Raw genomic sequence first — 14085 nt, forward strand, 5'->3', positions numbered from 1 at the left:
AGAGGCTCCGCTCGAGAGGGACGAGGGACCATCCGAGACGGAAGCGCGGACCCAGACGATCGGTCGAATCAGCCCGGTCTAGACCCCGAAGGTCGCGCGCAGCATGTCTCGAGTCCCGGGACCGAGACCGACGGCGACGACGGTGATCATGAGCAAGATCGCGTAGCGTGGGCTGTCCTCGAAGACCGTCTCGTCGAAGATCCAGATGACGAAGACGGCGGCGGCGATTTTCACCAGCAAGAACGGCCAGGCCGAGCCGGTAACGGCGACGACGTCGGCGGGAAGCACGTTGGCCGTCGTGTTGGCGATCGCCCGGTTGATCGGGTGCTTCGGAACGAGGTTCGCGGGCAGTCCAAGCGACGTCGCCCAGTCGAGGCCGACGACGTTCGCGACGCCGTCGACCGCGTGGGCCCAGATGACGACGAGTCCCATCGACTCGGTGCCGCGGTTCAATTCGGGAGCGAAGCGCTCGAGTGCGACCCACGTGATCGCCGTCGTCAGCGTCGCCCCGACGAGGATCACGAGCGGGATGAGCGGATGGAACTCCGAATACGGCTCCGTCGCCGCGGTGGTGGCCAGATACGCGATCGTGATCGTCACCGCGAGCGTCCCGATGCCGGCCAGCGGGTACTCGTAGCCAGAGACGTACTCGTTGCGATCGAGCCAGACCGAGAAGACGACCGCGAAGAGGGCGATGAAGAAGACGGTAAAGTAGATCAGCGGGCTGATGATGAACCCCGACCACGGGAGGGGGATCGCCATATCGCCGGTCGCCGCGAACGCCGTCGCGTTGACGTCTTCGACGACGCGCAGGGCACCGCCGAAGAGCATGAACGGGAACAGGGCGAAAAAGCCCGCACGGTAGCGTTCGATCTCGAGGCGACGGATGAGGAAGATGATTCCGATCAGTAACAGGACCAGGGTCGGAATGTACCCCGAGTAGGAGACGAACGTGTAGCCGGGTTCGGCGGTCGGGCCGGCGTTGGGGCCTGCCTCGCTGCAGGCGATCTCCTGGCCGTTTGCCCAGGCGACGCAGTTCCAGCTGTGGGCGTCGGCGACGACCGGCCCCCAGAAGTACTGCCAGATGAACTCGACGTACACCCGCTGGGGAAACAGGACGGCACCAAGGGCCACGATGGCCGCGAGACTCGCGACGGTCAGGGCCCAGACCCGCTCGGGTCCGACCCGATCGATGAAGTCGTCCATACCCGAATCCGGTATTGGGGGCCGCTTACCGTTTCCGGTTTCAGCACACGAGAGTGTCCGATACCGCGACGCGAGACGACCGGATTAGGCCTCGATCGCGCGGGCGGCCGCGAGCACCTCGTCGTGAATCCCGCCGTTCGAGGCCACCAGCCCGGTGCTGTCGTGTCGCCAGCGGTCGCCCTCGAGATCGGTCACGACGCCGCCGGCCTCGCGGACCAACTGGACGCCGGCGACGGTATCCCACGGGTTCGCCCGCAGGTTGGTCATCGTCCCCTCGAGTGCGCCCGAGGCGACCATCGCGAGCTCGAGTTGGGCACAGCCATACCGGCGCATGTCGCCGAACCGCTCGACGACCGCGCGGGTGGCCGCGGCGTACTGGTCGCGCTGGTCGAAGTCCCACCAGAACGTCGGACAGACGGTCGCCCCCTCGGGGTCGGTACAGTCGCTGACCGAGAGCGGGTCGTCGTTGCGATACGCGCCGTCCGGGCCGACGCGGTAGGCATCCGAGAGCGCGGGGCAGTCCATCGCCGCACCGACGGGTTCGCCGTCGACGACGGCCGCGACCGCGGTGCCGAACGCACGGGAGCCGTTGACGTAGTTGTTCGTCCCGTCGATGGGGTCGACGATCCACGCCGGTCCCGCTTCCGGGACCTGCTTCAGCGCGTCCTCCTCCTCGCCGACGATCGGATCGTCCGGGAACGCGTCGCGGATGGTCTCGATGACCGTCTCCTGTGCGTCACGATCGACCTGCGTGACGACGTCCGTCTTGTTCGCTTTTCGTTCGACCGCGAGTTCGGTTCGAAAGGAGTCGGCCGCGACGGCAGCACCGTCGCTGGCCGCACGAACCGCGACGGCCGCGCGGCTGGAATCCGGTTCGGCTTCGCTCATTGCCCTCTCTCGGTGCGCCGGGGTCAAAAGTGGTCGTCCTCTCCGTTCGCGAGTCGCTCCCTGTCCTCGAGGATGGTCGCTCGGTGGTCCGGTTCGAGAGCCACGGCGCGCCGGCGTCTCGAGGGGGTAGTCCCCACCTCGTTACGGACGATTAGCAGTAGATATAAGTTATAACACATCAAATGGGAAACCGGAAGTCGGTCTCCAGCGACAAGGGGGCTGTATCGAAATGCCCCGGGTGGTGAGGACACCCGAGACGTGGCTTCCAAACCCGCTGAGGGATTCGGTTGCCATGATTACGTTGATTCTACCGGGATATAAACGTCCCGCACGACAGCAGAATCGCCCGACGCGATCAGTGTCGACGCCGTACCGAATCACGAGGGACGATCGCGATGTGTAGCGAGGAGACGCGAAACGACGACGACGGCCGAGCGGACGACGCGGCGCTGCTCTCGTGTCCCAGCTGTGGCCAGCCCATTACCGGGCTGACCTCGACCGGGCCCCACACCGGCGTCGTCAGGCCCTGTGGCTGTTCGGTCGCCCCTGGGCTGATCCACCACGAGAGCGACAGCGGCATCCACCGCGAGCGCGACAGCAGCGTCCATCGCGAGCACGACGACGGGACCGACGAGTAACGCGGCGCTCGGCGCTCGAGCCCCGCCGGGTAAACCACTCTGCAAATTTGTGTTGCGTTTAGAGTTTAGTGATTTCGTCACCGTCGAACAGCACCCGGACGATAGTCCCGTCGATGTCAATCGGAACTGTCTCGCCTTCCCTGAACTCGTTGTCGGGCCACGTCACCGACGCGCTCTCGAGTTCGTCTTTGATCGAGAGACCATGGGGCTCGTCTTGGTCGGCGATCACGTACAAGATGTCACCGTTGGAAGCGGGTGAATCCACTTTGGCGCAGAAAAACTGCAATCACTAATAGCTCACCCGTCCCACAATCCGGTAATTCGTTCTTCGATCTTATCGAGGGCGAGTCGCAGTACATCCCGATGATCGCGTGGCCACGAACTGTCCTCGCCGGGTGTCGGGGCAGTGGGCGGAGGATGAAAGTGGTCTCGCGTATTGTGAGGGTTCGGATGCCGATCCCACCGGCACACCCAGGCGTGAGCAGGATGCACCTCTCGGTAATGGATTTTGAAGTCGTCGTTCGTGTACCAGCGAACAGTGAGACTCGCCTCCTCCACGGTTTCAGGATAGTACGAGGGTGCGAGTGTCACATAGAGTTCGAGATGTCCACTCGCATCCGTGATCGTCGCTCGAGCGACCTGAGCCGTGGCTTGGAGGCGTGTCTGGAGAAACTCGAGCACTGGGCGGTCGATAGGCGCAGGGCTACGTCCATCTCCAGCAGGCGGCGTCATCGATGGGATTACCCGGATGCTTGGTCGGTATCAGCGCCAGCACGTTGCTGACGGGCGCGTTCGTAGCGCTTGCGCTCATCTCGAGCGGTCGACCAGTCGGCAAGATCGCCATACACATCGTCGATCGTCCGTTCGTCGCTCGTCTCTGCAGCATCGACGGCGTCGACGGCTGCCGGCGTTGTGGCATCGTACGTGTCTTCGTACTCGGTAATCCGTGTCGTGAGCGTGCGGACGTGCTCTTGGAGTTCGTCGACGGTGTGCTCGGCAGCGAGCTGATTGATGCGCCGCCACTGGAAGTATGCATCATTGCGCTCGTAAGTCGTCGGATGGCCGTCGTGACGCGTAACGATTCCGAGGTCGCTGAACCAGCCCAGATACTTTCGGGCTGTCTTCGGGTCGCATTCGGCCCGTTCTGCGATAGCGCTCGCCGTTGCAGGCTCGCGAGTCTGAAGGATTGTCCCGTAGATGCGCTGTTCAACGTCATCGTCACGAAACGCATCCTCAAAGGATGGGGGATCATCTGGAGACTCTGTATTGGGCATACTCGTTCTTGCGTGGCTACCGACATAATTCTTACTTCGAGGAATAGTTTCCTGAGTGGGTGAGGCCGGGTGTCCGTATCATTTCTGCTGTACTCTCCATGATTTCACGACTCATTCTGGCAAAGATTGTACTACGATGAAGAACGGCCAACGGACTGGCATACTGATAGCTGATGGCTCCCTCTCACCAGTCTGTGGGCCTGTTCGTAGTTTCCACGTTAGCTTCACTTGGAACGTCTCTGATTCCTCAGCAGGATAGGGATGACTCCGGTTCGTCGCCAGTGACGCGGGCCGTGCAAGGCGGTCGATCAGTTCATTACGCACGTCCTGCCGAGAGATTGCCTGTTCGTGCCAGCCAAGCCGTTCGTCATAATGACGCTTCCTGAAGGGTTGACCAGTCGTCTCGGTGGCGATGTACTGGGTTCGTTCGACTCCCAAACGTTCGACGATCGATACTCGGCATCGACATCTGCATGTGTGAATTCGACGAGAACACACTCGACGAACGAAATGAGTGACTCTCGACTCCGGTCGTTCGGAACCCGTAACTCGAGGGTGGACCAGGGTGGCTTGGAGGAGTGCCGGTGAGTTGGTGTGCGATCAATACCACAGTCTCGTGGGTGCTGTCGCGCAGAAGTCATACGCCATCTCGTGACAGCTCGACCGCCCCGCACCCTTCTCGGGAGGACAAACACGACATCACAGTCGCGAGGGTGTCGGTAGACCGTTGCCCTGTTTCTTCATTCTGAACGGCTTACGGAACCCGTGACAAGTAAGAGAATAATATGGCCGACAACAGATATATTATAACTGTATCTAAACAATATATCCGCGATAAAAATGAGAATATTAGAACCAATGTTGATTACACTACCCGTTTTGGTCTGTGGGTTCTTTGGTATGGTTGTTGATGGGGTTTTCGGCTCAGTAATTGGTGTGATGTTCGGTTCGATTGTTATCTTATGTATGATTGTATCTGATCTTAGAAACCGTTTGGAAAACTGGAATATTACGTACGTAACTCTAAATGAGGAAGAACTGAATTCTCACCTCGTGTACAGTTCGCAGACTGCTCCGTGAGAGCGTTCAACGCCTCATTCAGCGAGGATCGTTGTTGTCTCCCGAAGCGGAAACCGGTCTGATGGAGGCGGACGGTGAACGCCCTGACGGGCGTCGCCGTCCGCTCGTTCTCCCACGATTCTTCTACGTCCGCCTCGTGGCCCTCGCTGAGCAGGGCTGCGAGCATCCTACCAATTCACTCAACGACCTGCTCGTTTTACACTGAATCGAGGCGGACGGTACTGTCATTATGACTCCGTCTCCCAGACAATGATGATTTGCGTCAGAAGTTTGCGAGGGCAAGACGCTCCGTCTTGCCGCGCACTATGGTGAGTGCGAGGGGAGGGGATCGAACCCACGAACTCCTACGAGAGCGGATCTTGAGTCCGCCGCCGTTGACCGCTTGGCTACCCTCGCACGCAGTTGCATCTGAGACGCCCGTCGCGGTTAAATCGTCCGATTCCTGTCGCCAGTCGGTCGTCGCCGTCCCGGTCGATCCGGGTCAGCGACGCCCGCCGGAGCGGCTGGCCGAGGCGGTGTCCGCCCCGTCGTACCGCCGGACCAGTTCGGCGACGAACCACAGTTTCAGCCCCATCGTCGCCGCAGTCGCGACGACCGTCTCGAGGGGCTGTCGCTCGTACACGGCGTAGATATTGTACGCGAAGACCGGGAGCTGAACGAGGTTCAACACCTGCGGAAAGCCGACGCCGATAAACGACCGTCCGCGATCGCTCCACTGTCGTTCGGCGCGGACGACGGTGGCCATCCAGTCGTCCGACGGCGACTCGGGTTCGGGGAACAACACCGGATTCAGGAGGACGAACAGCACCGTCACTCCGAGCACGCGCCACCGCCGCGTGTAGCCCGCCGCGATCAGTAGCGGATACGCGAGCAGCCGCGTCCACCCGCTTTTCGGGTTCGAATGACGGTCCCAGACGAAATCGGGCAGCATGCCCCCGTCTTAGCGCGCTCGCGGCAAAGCCATTCCGTCCGCTGTCCCCGAGCGGTAGGCCGGGGGTACTCGAGTCCGTCGCGCCGGTCGGGTCGGAACGACCGGCTTACGTCGACTGGTCCTCGAGCGCCGCCTCCGTGTACCGCCGATCGCAGTTCAGACACTGGTAGCCCCCCTCGATGTGTGCATAGAGGCGTTCGCCGCAGTGCTGACACCGGCCGTAGGGCTGGCTCATCGAGTGTATATGGCGGCCCGTAACGACATAAATTCCGTGCTTACACGCGAATAGGATGTCCCAAACCGACGAAATTACCCGCACTGCGATCTTTCGTACGCCCATGGACGACCACACCCGCGACCCCACGGTCGAGCCGCCCGACGGGAATCCGACGGGCTGGGACCCCACTGCGGGTCGCTGGGAGCACGCGACGCTGCGCCGGGCGACCGGCCACGGCGTCAGGCTGTTCAATGACGGGGCGTTCCACGAGTCCCACGATTGCTTCGAGGACGAGTGGTACAACTACGGCACCGGCTCGCTCGAGAGCAGGTTCTGTCACGGGATGGTCCAGGTCGCTGCGGGGGCTTACAAACGCGTCGACTTCGACAACGACGACGGGATGCGGAGCCTCTTCGAGACCGCACGCCAGTACCTACAGGACGTCCCGACCGATTACTACGGGGTCGACGTCCGCGCGGTCCGAACGGCGCTTACCGAGGCCCTCGAGGACCCGACGCGGATCGACGGCTGGGCGATTCCACTCGACGGCGAGCGACCGGACGCTCGCGCCGTCGACTACGAGTACGCCGACTCGCTCGAGGACTGACCGAACCGGCTCGTCGTTCGGTGTGCGTGACAGGTCGGCTCCCGCCGGGGGACCGAGTGACTGCTCATCGAGAGGCGTTGGCATGGCAACGGTCGGTCGGTCGTGACCGCTGACAGGTTCGCGTTGTGAGAGACCGAATCGCCTTTGAGGACTCGGCCCAACTATATCACAATGAGAGTCGCACAGCTCGGGTCGGGAACGCCGGAGATCGCAGTCGTCGCGGGTATCCACGGGGACGAACCCTGTGGCGTCCGCGCCGTCGAACGACTGCTCGACGACCGCCCGACCGTCAAACGGCCCGTCAAGCTCGTCGTCGCCAACGAGGCGGCCCTCGAGCGACAGGTGCGTTTTATCGACGAAGATCTCAATCGCGCGTTCCCCGGGACTCCGGACGCGAAGACACACGAAGGCCAGCTCGCGAACGAACTCGTCGCCGAACTCGAGGGGTGTCTCACGTTCTCGATGCATTCGACGCAGAGCCACGCCGACCCCTTCGCGATCGTCAACGGCGTCAGCGAGACGGCGAAAGACATCGTCCCGCAACTCCCCGTGACCGCCATGGTCGAGACGAGCAACTTCGCGGAGGGTCGGCTCTTCTCGGCCATCGATACGGTCGAAGTGGAGTGTGGACTGCAGGGCTCGGAGACGGCCGCCGAGAACGCCGACCGACTGACGCGTGCCTTTCTCACCGCAGTCGACGCGTTGCCCGGCGACACCGTCCGCCGCGAACTCCCCGTATACCGACTCGTCGACGTCATCCGAAAGGGCCAGGCCGACACCTACGAGGTCTTCGTCGAGAACTTCACGGAGGTCGATGCGGGGGCCCCCTTCGCCGCGGCCGACGGCGACGAACAGATCGCCGACGAGTCGTTCTACCCGGTCCTCATGTCCCCCAACGGCTACCAGGACGTGTTCGGCTACGCTGCGGAGAAACTCGAGGTTCTCGAGACGCCGACCGCGGCGGACTGACGTATCGAAAGAACGCCCACGGCTGAAGCCGTGGCCGGGTGGTCGGGGTCCCCTGCCGACCGCTGTGACATCGATCCCGTTGTCCCTGTGTCGTCTTCGGCTGGGAGGCGAACGGACCCGGAGAGTGTCGATGACGCAAGGCATATCCCGATCACCGCCCTAGAGGCGAGCATGGAGTTCCCACCGAACCAGGGCCAGGATCAGGAAGAAGTCACCCAGCAGGTCACCGACGCCATCGAGGAAAACGACGTCGTCCTCTTCATGAAAGGCACCGAGCTGATGCCCCAGTGTGGGTACTCTCGGAAAGCGCTCGGCCTGATCGACCAGTACCGCGACGAGTACGAAACCGTCGACGTCCTCGAGTCCCTCGACGAGTACCGCGTGGCACTCAACGAGGAGAGCGGCTGGGAGACGATCCCACAGACCTTCGTCGACGGCGAGTTCGTCGGCGGCTCCGACATCCTCGAGGAACTCGACGAGCGTGGCGAACTCGAGGCGACGCTCACCGACGTTTAGACTGATCCGTAAGTTAATCAATATATCTTGACATCTCACGAATCTAATAGCAGGTCATATAAGTCACGCCCTCGTACTAACAGATCACGACTATCGCCGTACACACCTTCCCACTATGTCAACAGAGGAATCCAGACACGTTTATCGGCTCCACTCGACGCTCGAATTGCCCCTCGAAGATCTCCGCGATCATATCGACGACGCGACGTTCCCCGAGGGGGTCACCGACGTCGAGATCACGCGGCGTAACAACACGCTGATTCTGAAAGCGGTCGCCGAGGATCAGTCCGTTAGCAAGTACACCCCGACGGCCCAGCTCAAGGCCAGCGTCACGGAAAACCGGGTCTACGAGGAAGATCCGGACGAGCGCAGACAGAAATCGTTCAGCTGGGACGAAGAAGAGGAAGAGGAGATCGAGTCCGAACTCGTCGAGTTCGCCGCGTTCAAGGGCGACCGCGAGACCGTCCTCCAGAACTCGCTGCTCCAGTACCAGATGTTCCTCGTTCTCTGTGGGATCGCCGAAGCCGCCGAGAAAGGCACGCTGACGGCGATTTCGGAGCACGACGGCGATCTCGAGGCAACCCGGATCGTCGACGGCGAACCGCGTCCGGCCGACATCGAAGTCGTCGAAGGACCGCGCGACCACGGCTCGGGGCAGGGCGGCGTCAACTGGCGAGATAACAAGTTCATCACGGACTGAGCGCTCTCTCGGGGACGTTCAGCCAGAGCGGTTCGGAGTCGACCAGGGACCGCCTCGAGCGACGCACTCTCCTGTGGCTATTTGCGCCTCGAGGTGGTACCACGATCGGTATGGGACGATCACCGAGCCGACGGCAGGTCCTGTCGGCGACGATCGTCGGTGCAACGGCGGGGGTCATCGGATCCGCGATCGGGTCGGCCACCGGTGACCACGATTCGCCCGCGGCTATCGACCGGCTGCCGGAGACGGTGGCCCTCGAGCCGATAGTCGACGGGCTGGAGTCACCACTGGCCGTCGGATTCCCGCCCGAAGACGATCGGCGATACGTCGCAGAGCGGGACGGCCGCGTCGTCGTCCACGAGCAGGACGGCCTCCTCGACGACCCGTTACTCGACCTGCGCGAGACGGTCGTGACCGGTGGCGAACGAGGCCTGCTGGGATTGACGCTCCACCCTGACTTCGCGGAGAACCGCCGGCTATTCGTCCACTACAGTTCCCCGCGTCGACCGGGGACGCCGGCGGCGTTCGACCACACAGGTGTGCTCGCGGCGTTCGAAGTCACCGACGACGGCAGCCGAGCGAAACCGCAGTCCGAACGCGTGATTCTCGAGGTTCCACAGCCACAGGACTACCACAACGGCGGCGATATCGCGTTCGGGCCGGATGGCTTCCTCTACGTCGGGATCGGAGCCGGCGGCGGGGGTGGTGGCGGCGGGCAGGACGTGACCACGGATTTCCTCGGCAGCGTCTTGCGGCTCGACGTCGACGAGCGGAGCGGCGACCGAGCGTACGCCGTCCCGGATGACAACCCGTTAGTCGATCGCGCGGGGCTCGACGAGTACTACGCCTGGGGCTTTCGGAACCCGTGGCGGCTGTCGTTCGACGACGACGACCTCTTCGTCGCGGATGTCGGCGAGAACGACTACGAGGAAGTAAATCTCGTGGAGAAGGGCGGGAATTACGGCTGGAACATCAAAGAGGGAACCCACTGTTACCGTGACGAGGACTGTCCGGACGAGACGCCCGCCGATGTCCGGGGTGGCGAGTCGCTCCGCGATCCCATCATCGAGTATCCACGCGAGGCTACGGAATCGGGCGTGGCCGGCGTCTCAGTCATCGGCGGCTACGTATATCGGGGCAGTGAACTGCCGGCACTGGAGGACGCCTACGTCTTCGGTGATTTCCTGGCGGCGGGCCGGTTGTTCGCCGCCACCCGTCCCGAAGACGGGACCGACCTGTGGCCGACTACCGTCGTCGAGGTCGCCGACGGGGACCGCCTCGAGCAACTCTTCTCGTTTGGCCGTGACGAAGCGGGGGAGTTGTACGTGCTCGGAACGGGGGTCGACGACGGTGGCCTCTATCGGGTGATCCCCGCCACGTGACCGGGGACGCCGCTCCTCGCGGCAGATCGATCCCGACACTCGAGCACGCCGAGGACCGTTCAGCGGTAGACGTTTGTACTCCCCACAGCCAACGATGCCTATGGACGATCCGGGATCGTACGAACTCCTCGGCCGCCTCGCCGTGGCAGGGTTCGTGATGATCGCCCCGACGCTTTGCTTTCTGGGGCTGGTCAGGGGGCTCGAGCGGTTACGCGACGACGATCTGATCAACGGGTGGGCACGAACTCGTGGGAGCAACCACGACATCACGGACCAAGACGACGTCCTCGCCGTGCTGGCACGCGGCGTCGGCATCGAGGCTGACGACTCGTCGACCGTCCGGTGTCCGGCGTGTGGAACGCCGAATCGGGCGGGCGTCACGTTTTGTCACGACTGCCAGGGCCGGCTCGGATCGCCCTGACCCCTCGCGGGCCCGTCGGACACACGCGAGGGAGCCGGTATGGCGCGTTTCTCGTCCCTATTACCTACTCGAGCGCCGCTCCAGCGTCTTATTCGAAGTGTGCTTCCCACTCCTCGGTGGTCTTCGATTCGCCGGTCACGCCGTCGGGTCCCTGCGCCGCGAGCGACGCGGCGGCGTCGTCCATCACGTCGGGTTGCAGGATCTCCGTGCGTTCGTCCTCGGGCAGGTGCTCCCAGATCTGCGTGTTGACCCGGCCGCCGGGGTCGATCGCGTTGACGTTGATCCCGTCGTCTTCGACCTCGAGCGCGATCGCACGGGTGAACCCCTCGAGTCCCCATTTCGACGTGATATAGGGTGCGGCGTTGGGGACCGCGTATCTTCCGAGTCCCGAGGAGACGTTCAGGACGTTCCCCGAGGGCTGATCGGCCTCGAGCATCGCCTCGAGGACCCGCTTCGTGAACCGGTAGACGCCGTTGACGTTGATATCCATGATGCGGGTCCACTCGTCTTCGTCGACGTTGAGGAGCGAGCCGCGTTCGTCGCCGAAGTGTTCCCCTGGGACGCCGGCGTTGTTGATCAGGGTGTCGATACCGCCGAACCGATCGATCGTCGACCGGACGACGTCGTCGACGGCGTCGGCGTCGCGAACGTCCGCCGGCGCGACCAGCGTCTCGCCCTCGGCGTCCGCCGCGACGGCCTCGAGTTCGTCCTCGCTTCGGGCGACGAGGACGACGTTCGCACCGAGCCCCGAGAGATGCAGTGCCATCGAGCGTCCGAGTCCCTTGCTCGCGCCAGTAACGATGATCGTCTCGCCGTCTACATCCGTCATGTGGTGACAGTCGTCGTCCAGGAAGTAATACGTTCGTTTGTCGCCACGCGAGACGGGCCGTTTCGGCCAATCGTGGACCGACCGCGAGCGAAAGAGTTGTCCAGACCGTCGACGCGGCGGTTCGAAGCGATCCGGGAATCCGACAGAGCTTTCCGCCGACCCAAAGGATTTACACCTCCTAATTATATCTAATTACGAGATGAGCGACAACGCTCCCGACTACGCAGACGTCGACTACACTGACGGCGAAGGCGAAGATCCCGTCGACTACCAGCACATTCAGGACAAGATCGAGAAGGCGATCGAGGTCACCCGCGAGGGGCTCGAGGAGTACGAGAACCCGGCGGTCATGTGGACCGGCGGCAAGGACTCGACGCTCACGCTGTACTTCATCAAGGAGGTCGCCGACCGATTCGACCTCGAGGTACCGCCCGCGGTCTTCATCGACCACTACCAGCACTTCGACGAGATCCACGACTTCGTCGACCACTGGGCCGACGAGTGGGATCTCGAGGTCATCTACGCGCGCAACGAGGACGTCGGCGAGTACGTCGACGAACACGGCTTAGAGCCCGGCGACGACATCGACATCTCGGAGCTCTCCGAGCACAACCAGCACCACGTCCGCGAGATCCTCGAGTACGAGGAGGACACCTTCCCGTTCCTGCTCGACACCTACGTCGGCAACCACCTGCTGAAGACGGTCGCGCTCAACGACGCGCTCGAGACGCACGACATCGACGGCGTCATCTCCGGCGTCCGCTGGGACGAACAGGAGGCCCGCGCCGACGAGACGTTCTTCTCGCCGCGCCACGACCCCGACATCTACCCGCCTCACGACCGCATCCAGCCCATCCTGCAGTTCGACGAAGCCGCAGTGTGGGAGGCCTTCTGGAACTTCGTGGTGCCGGACACGGTCGAGAACTTCCCCGAGGAAGGTTACGTTCCAGAAGCCGACGACGACCTCCCCGAGGGCGTCGAACAGGACGACATTCCGATCTCGCCGAAGTACTTCGCCGGCTTCCGCTCGCTGGGCAGCGAAGTCAGTACCGAAAAGAGCGACGAGGACCCCGCCTGGCTGCAGGACCTCGAGGGGACCACCGAACGCGCCGGCCGCGCCCAGGACAAGGAAGACCTGATGGAGCGCCTGCGCGATCTGGGCTACATGTAGGCCGACCGCGGTCGAGGACCGCTCGAGACGCTAAGTAGCGATTTTTCGGTTCGCTCGCTCGAAGAAGCGGCAGTGCGGGCGCGATCGTCGCCCGCTGAATCGCGATCGTCACAGCTCCGCTGGGTAGAAATCGGTCGATCGGCGAGAACGAAATTCCAGTCCGCTGCTATCGGCCCGTGGCGCGGTACTCGCCGTGTTTGACGCCCAGGGCGAGCATGAGCAGCCCGAAGACGATCATCGACGGCGCGACCATCATCAGTATGGTGTCTGTTCCCATGGGGGTGGCGATCATGCCCCCGATTCCGATCCCGATCACGACGATAAACGCGACTGCCGTCTTTGGAAGATCGAACTTCATGTGCGATCCTTAGGAAGGAGACTCCTAATGGTATCGGGAATCGGCAGTCCGTTCACGACGGTTGGTTCGGAGCGATCCGACGGCTACTCCGAGGGACGAACCAGGTTCGCCAGCGTGACGACGCCGCCGAGGAACCAGCCAAGCGGGAAGGAGATTCCGACCCACATCCCGGCGTAGGCAGCGCCCTCGAGGGTGAAGTTCTCGCGAAGGTACTCGCTCAGGCCGCCGACGAACAACACGTTGTCGAGCACCCAGACGGCGAAGTCGTAGCTGGGATCGAGAACGTAGGGATGCAGCGACGGCGTCACGAGCGCGGCGACGACGGGGGGCAGGAACAGCGCCGTCATCGCGAACGGGTACGCGAGGCCGACCGTCGTCCCGCGACCGCCGAGCTTCGAGCACGTCGCGGCGAGCGCGGTCGAAAGCGTCGCGACGCCACTCGCCGCTGCGACCGCGAGGACCGCGTCGAGGGGGATATCGACCTGTTCCATGTACGACATCGCGCCCCAGGCGAGGGTCAACAGTCCCCAGCCCAGCAGCGCGATAGCCGTGACGCCGATGATTCCCAGCCGGGTCTGTGTCGAGTCGAGTTTCGCCGCGTAGAAGCGGGTCGCGAGTCCGAGAACGGTAAGCGGATAGAGGACGAGCAAGCCGAGGACTCCGAGCGCGCTCCAGCCGTGGTAAGCGACCTTCTGTGGGAGGGTCTCGGGTTTCCATTTGCCCATGACGGAGTGACCCCGGCCACGCTGCCGGCGGAAGACGAGCTCCATCCAGGCACCGTGTAACCGGCGGATGTCGGCTTTTACCGCGCCGACGAACCCACCACCGCCACCGCTTCGTGAGCGGGTAGCCATACGCGAGCCAAAAAGCCGATGTACCGTAAACTTTCCTGCTTTTT

At 63.1% G+C, this 14085-nt stretch carries 18 protein-coding genes, 1 tRNA gene and 2 pseudogenes; 8 read left to right on the forward strand and 13 right to left on the reverse strand.

Features of this window, described 5'->3' with window-relative positions; all coding sequences use genetic code 11:
• Positions 1-78: 78 nt before the first annotated feature.
• Positions 79-1206 (reverse strand): DUF63 family protein, encoded by a 1128-nt coding sequence (locus tag J0X27_RS17120; protein WP_207270348.1) that lies wholly within the window; start codon positions 1204-1206, stop codon positions 79-81.
• Positions 1207-1290: 84 nt separating this feature from the next.
• Positions 1291-2094, reverse strand: coding sequence for an inositol monophosphatase family protein (locus J0X27_RS17125; protein ID WP_207270349.1), 804 nt, complete (start codon positions 2092-2094; stop codon positions 1291-1293).
• A 395-nt stretch (positions 2095-2489) separates the two neighbouring features.
• On the opposite strand from J0X27_RS17125, the gene J0X27_RS17130 reads away from it, so the two are divergent.
• Positions 2490-2732 carry a hypothetical protein gene (locus J0X27_RS17130; protein WP_207270350.1) on the forward strand — a complete coding sequence of 81 codons (243 nt, stop codon included), beginning with the start codon at positions 2490-2492 and terminating at the stop codon, positions 2730-2732.
• A 58-nt stretch (positions 2733-2790) separates the two neighbouring features.
• Here J0X27_RS17130 and J0X27_RS17135 read toward each other — a convergent pair whose 3' ends face one another.
• From J0X27_RS17135 to J0X27_RS18150, 8 genes and pseudogenes are all read right to left on the reverse strand, one after another.
• On the reverse strand, positions 2791-2997 hold the full coding sequence (locus J0X27_RS17135) for a hypothetical protein (RefSeq protein ID WP_207270351.1): 207 nt from the start codon (positions 2995-2997) through the stop codon (positions 2791-2793).
• Between the two features lie 32 nt (positions 2998-3029).
• Positions 3030-3464 carry a toxin-antitoxin system TumE family protein gene (locus J0X27_RS18035; RefSeq protein WP_224214532.1) on the reverse strand — a complete coding sequence of 145 codons (435 nt, stop codon included), beginning with the start codon at positions 3462-3464 and terminating at the stop codon, positions 3030-3032.
• A gap of 8 nt (positions 3465-3472) precedes the next feature.
• Complete coding sequence (locus tag J0X27_RS17140) at positions 3473-4006, reverse strand: DUF7342 family protein (protein WP_207270352.1); 534 nt, start codon at positions 4004-4006, stop codon at positions 3473-3475.
• Between the two features lie 111 nt (positions 4007-4117).
• Positions 4118-4647 (reverse strand): annotated as a pseudogene (locus J0X27_RS18270) (DUF8030 family protein).
• Between the two features lie 456 nt (positions 4648-5103).
• Positions 5104-5252 (reverse strand): annotated as a pseudogene (locus J0X27_RS17145) (IS6 family transposase); the annotation flags it as partial.
• 147 nt (positions 5253-5399) lie between these two features.
• Positions 5400-5482: transfer RNA gene (locus tag J0X27_RS17150), tRNA-Leu, on the reverse strand.
• 85 nt (positions 5483-5567) lie between these two features.
• Entirely contained in the window at positions 5568-6017 is a 450-nt protein-coding gene (locus tag J0X27_RS17155) for a DUF6653 family protein (RefSeq protein ID WP_207270353.1), read from the reverse strand.
• 106 nt (positions 6018-6123) lie between these two features.
• A complete protein-coding gene (locus J0X27_RS18150; protein ID WP_277410029.1) occupies positions 6124-6252 on the reverse strand; it encodes a hypothetical protein in 129 nt (42 codons plus the stop codon).
• A gap of 103 nt (positions 6253-6355) precedes the next feature.
• Between J0X27_RS18150 and J0X27_RS17160 the strand changes: the two genes are divergently transcribed.
• The 6 genes from J0X27_RS17160 to J0X27_RS17185 all read left to right on the forward strand — a co-directional run bounded on the left by J0X27_RS17160 (position 6356) and on the right by J0X27_RS17185 (position 10829).
• On the forward strand, positions 6356-6841 hold the full coding sequence (locus J0X27_RS17160) for a DUF309 domain-containing protein (RefSeq protein WP_207270354.1): 486 nt from the start codon (positions 6356-6358) through the stop codon (positions 6839-6841).
• Positions 6842-7012: 171 nt separating this feature from the next.
• Positions 7013-7810, forward strand: coding sequence for a M14 family metallopeptidase (locus J0X27_RS17165; RefSeq protein WP_207270355.1), 798 nt, complete (start codon positions 7013-7015; stop codon positions 7808-7810).
• Positions 7811-7981: 171 nt separating this feature from the next.
• A complete protein-coding gene (locus tag J0X27_RS17170) occupies positions 7982-8326 on the forward strand; it encodes a glutaredoxin family protein (protein ID WP_207270356.1) in 345 nt (114 codons plus the stop codon).
• Between the two features lie 115 nt (positions 8327-8441).
• Positions 8442-9026, forward strand: coding sequence for a DUF7110 family protein (locus J0X27_RS17175; protein ID WP_097378855.1), 585 nt, complete (start codon positions 8442-8444; stop codon positions 9024-9026).
• A 110-nt stretch (positions 9027-9136) separates the two neighbouring features.
• Positions 9137-10408 carry a PQQ-dependent sugar dehydrogenase gene (locus tag J0X27_RS17180; protein WP_207270357.1) on the forward strand — a complete coding sequence of 424 codons (1272 nt, stop codon included), beginning with the start codon at positions 9137-9139 and terminating at the stop codon, positions 10406-10408.
• 100 nt (positions 10409-10508) lie between these two features.
• Complete coding sequence (locus J0X27_RS17185; protein ID WP_207270358.1) at positions 10509-10829, forward strand: DUF7577 domain-containing protein; 321 nt, start codon at positions 10509-10511, stop codon at positions 10827-10829.
• A gap of 88 nt (positions 10830-10917) precedes the next feature.
• On the opposite strand, the gene J0X27_RS17190 is transcribed toward J0X27_RS17185, so the two are convergent.
• On the reverse strand, positions 10918-11658 hold the full coding sequence (locus tag J0X27_RS17190) for an SDR family NAD(P)-dependent oxidoreductase (protein WP_207270359.1): 741 nt from the start codon (positions 11656-11658) through the stop codon (positions 10918-10920).
• A gap of 199 nt (positions 11659-11857) precedes the next feature.
• On the opposite strand from J0X27_RS17190, the gene J0X27_RS17195 reads away from it, so the two are divergent.
• The gene (locus J0X27_RS17195; RefSeq protein WP_207270360.1) at positions 11858-12829 is read left to right on the forward strand and encodes a phosphoadenosine phosphosulfate reductase family protein; all 972 of its coding nucleotides are present in this window, start codon (positions 11858-11860) and stop codon (positions 12827-12829) included.
• 166 nt (positions 12830-12995) lie between these two features.
• On the opposite strand, the gene J0X27_RS17200 is transcribed toward J0X27_RS17195, so the two are convergent.
• Together J0X27_RS17200 and J0X27_RS17205 are read right to left on the reverse strand one after the other, a co-directional pair.
• Positions 12996-13187: a DUF7333 family protein gene (locus tag J0X27_RS17200; protein WP_207270361.1), complete on the reverse strand. Its 192-nt coding sequence runs from the start codon at positions 13185-13187 to the stop codon at positions 12996-12998.
• Between the two features lie 83 nt (positions 13188-13270).
• On the reverse strand, positions 13271-14041 hold the full coding sequence (locus tag J0X27_RS17205) for a hypothetical protein (RefSeq protein ID WP_207270362.1): 771 nt from the start codon (positions 14039-14041) through the stop codon (positions 13271-13273).
• Between the last annotated feature and the right edge of the window lie 44 nt (positions 14042-14085).

It is taken from the genome of Natrinema longum (assembly GCF_017352095.1).
Taxonomy (GTDB): Archaea; Halobacteriota; Halobacteria; order Halobacteriales; family Natrialbaceae; genus Natrinema; species Natrinema longum.

Bases quoted from the DNA above. Each gene is read 5' to 3' on its own strand.
- J0X27_RS17120 (WP_207270348.1), bottom strand. From the start codon at position 1,206: ATGGACGACTTCATCGATCGGGTCGGACCCGAGCGGGTCTGGGCCCTG.
- J0X27_RS17125 (WP_207270349.1), bottom strand. From the start codon at position 2,094: ATGAGCGAAGCCGAACCGGATTCCAGCCGCGCGGCCGTCGCGGTTCGT.
- J0X27_RS17130 (WP_207270350.1), top strand. From the start codon at position 2,490: ATGTGTAGCGAGGAGACGCGAAACGACGACGACGGCCGAGCGGACGAC.
- J0X27_RS18035 (WP_224214532.1), bottom strand. From the start codon at position 3,464: ATGACGCCGCCTGCTGGAGATGGACGTAGCCCTGCGCCTATCGACCGC.
- J0X27_RS17140 (WP_207270352.1), bottom strand. From the start codon at position 4,006: ATGCCCAATACAGAGTCTCCAGATGATCCCCCATCCTTTGAGGATGCG.
- J0X27_RS17155 (WP_207270353.1), bottom strand. From the start codon at position 6,017: ATGCTGCCCGATTTCGTCTGGGACCGTCATTCGAACCCGAAAAGCGGG.
- J0X27_RS18150 (WP_277410029.1), bottom strand. From the start codon at position 6,252: ATGAGCCAGCCCTACGGCCGGTGTCAGCACTGCGGCGAACGCCTCTAT.
- J0X27_RS17160 (WP_207270354.1), top strand. From the start codon at position 6,356: ATGGACGACCACACCCGCGACCCCACGGTCGAGCCGCCCGACGGGAAT.
- J0X27_RS17165 (WP_207270355.1), top strand. From the start codon at position 7,013: ATGAGAGTCGCACAGCTCGGGTCGGGAACGCCGGAGATCGCAGTCGTC.
- J0X27_RS17170 (WP_207270356.1), top strand. From the start codon at position 7,982: ATGGAGTTCCCACCGAACCAGGGCCAGGATCAGGAAGAAGTCACCCAG.
- J0X27_RS17175 (WP_097378855.1), top strand. From the start codon at position 8,442: ATGTCAACAGAGGAATCCAGACACGTTTATCGGCTCCACTCGACGCTC.
- J0X27_RS17180 (WP_207270357.1), top strand. From the start codon at position 9,137: ATGGGACGATCACCGAGCCGACGGCAGGTCCTGTCGGCGACGATCGTC.
- J0X27_RS17185 (WP_207270358.1), top strand. From the start codon at position 10,509: ATGGACGATCCGGGATCGTACGAACTCCTCGGCCGCCTCGCCGTGGCA.
- J0X27_RS17190 (WP_207270359.1), bottom strand. From the start codon at position 11,658: ATGACGGATGTAGACGGCGAGACGATCATCGTTACTGGCGCGAGCAAG.
- J0X27_RS17195 (WP_207270360.1), top strand. From the start codon at position 11,858: ATGAGCGACAACGCTCCCGACTACGCAGACGTCGACTACACTGACGGC.
- J0X27_RS17200 (WP_207270361.1), bottom strand. From the start codon at position 13,187: ATGAAGTTCGATCTTCCAAAGACGGCAGTCGCGTTTATCGTCGTGATC.
- J0X27_RS17205 (WP_207270362.1), bottom strand. From the start codon at position 14,041: ATGGCTACCCGCTCACGAAGCGGTGGCGGTGGTGGGTTCGTCGGCGCG.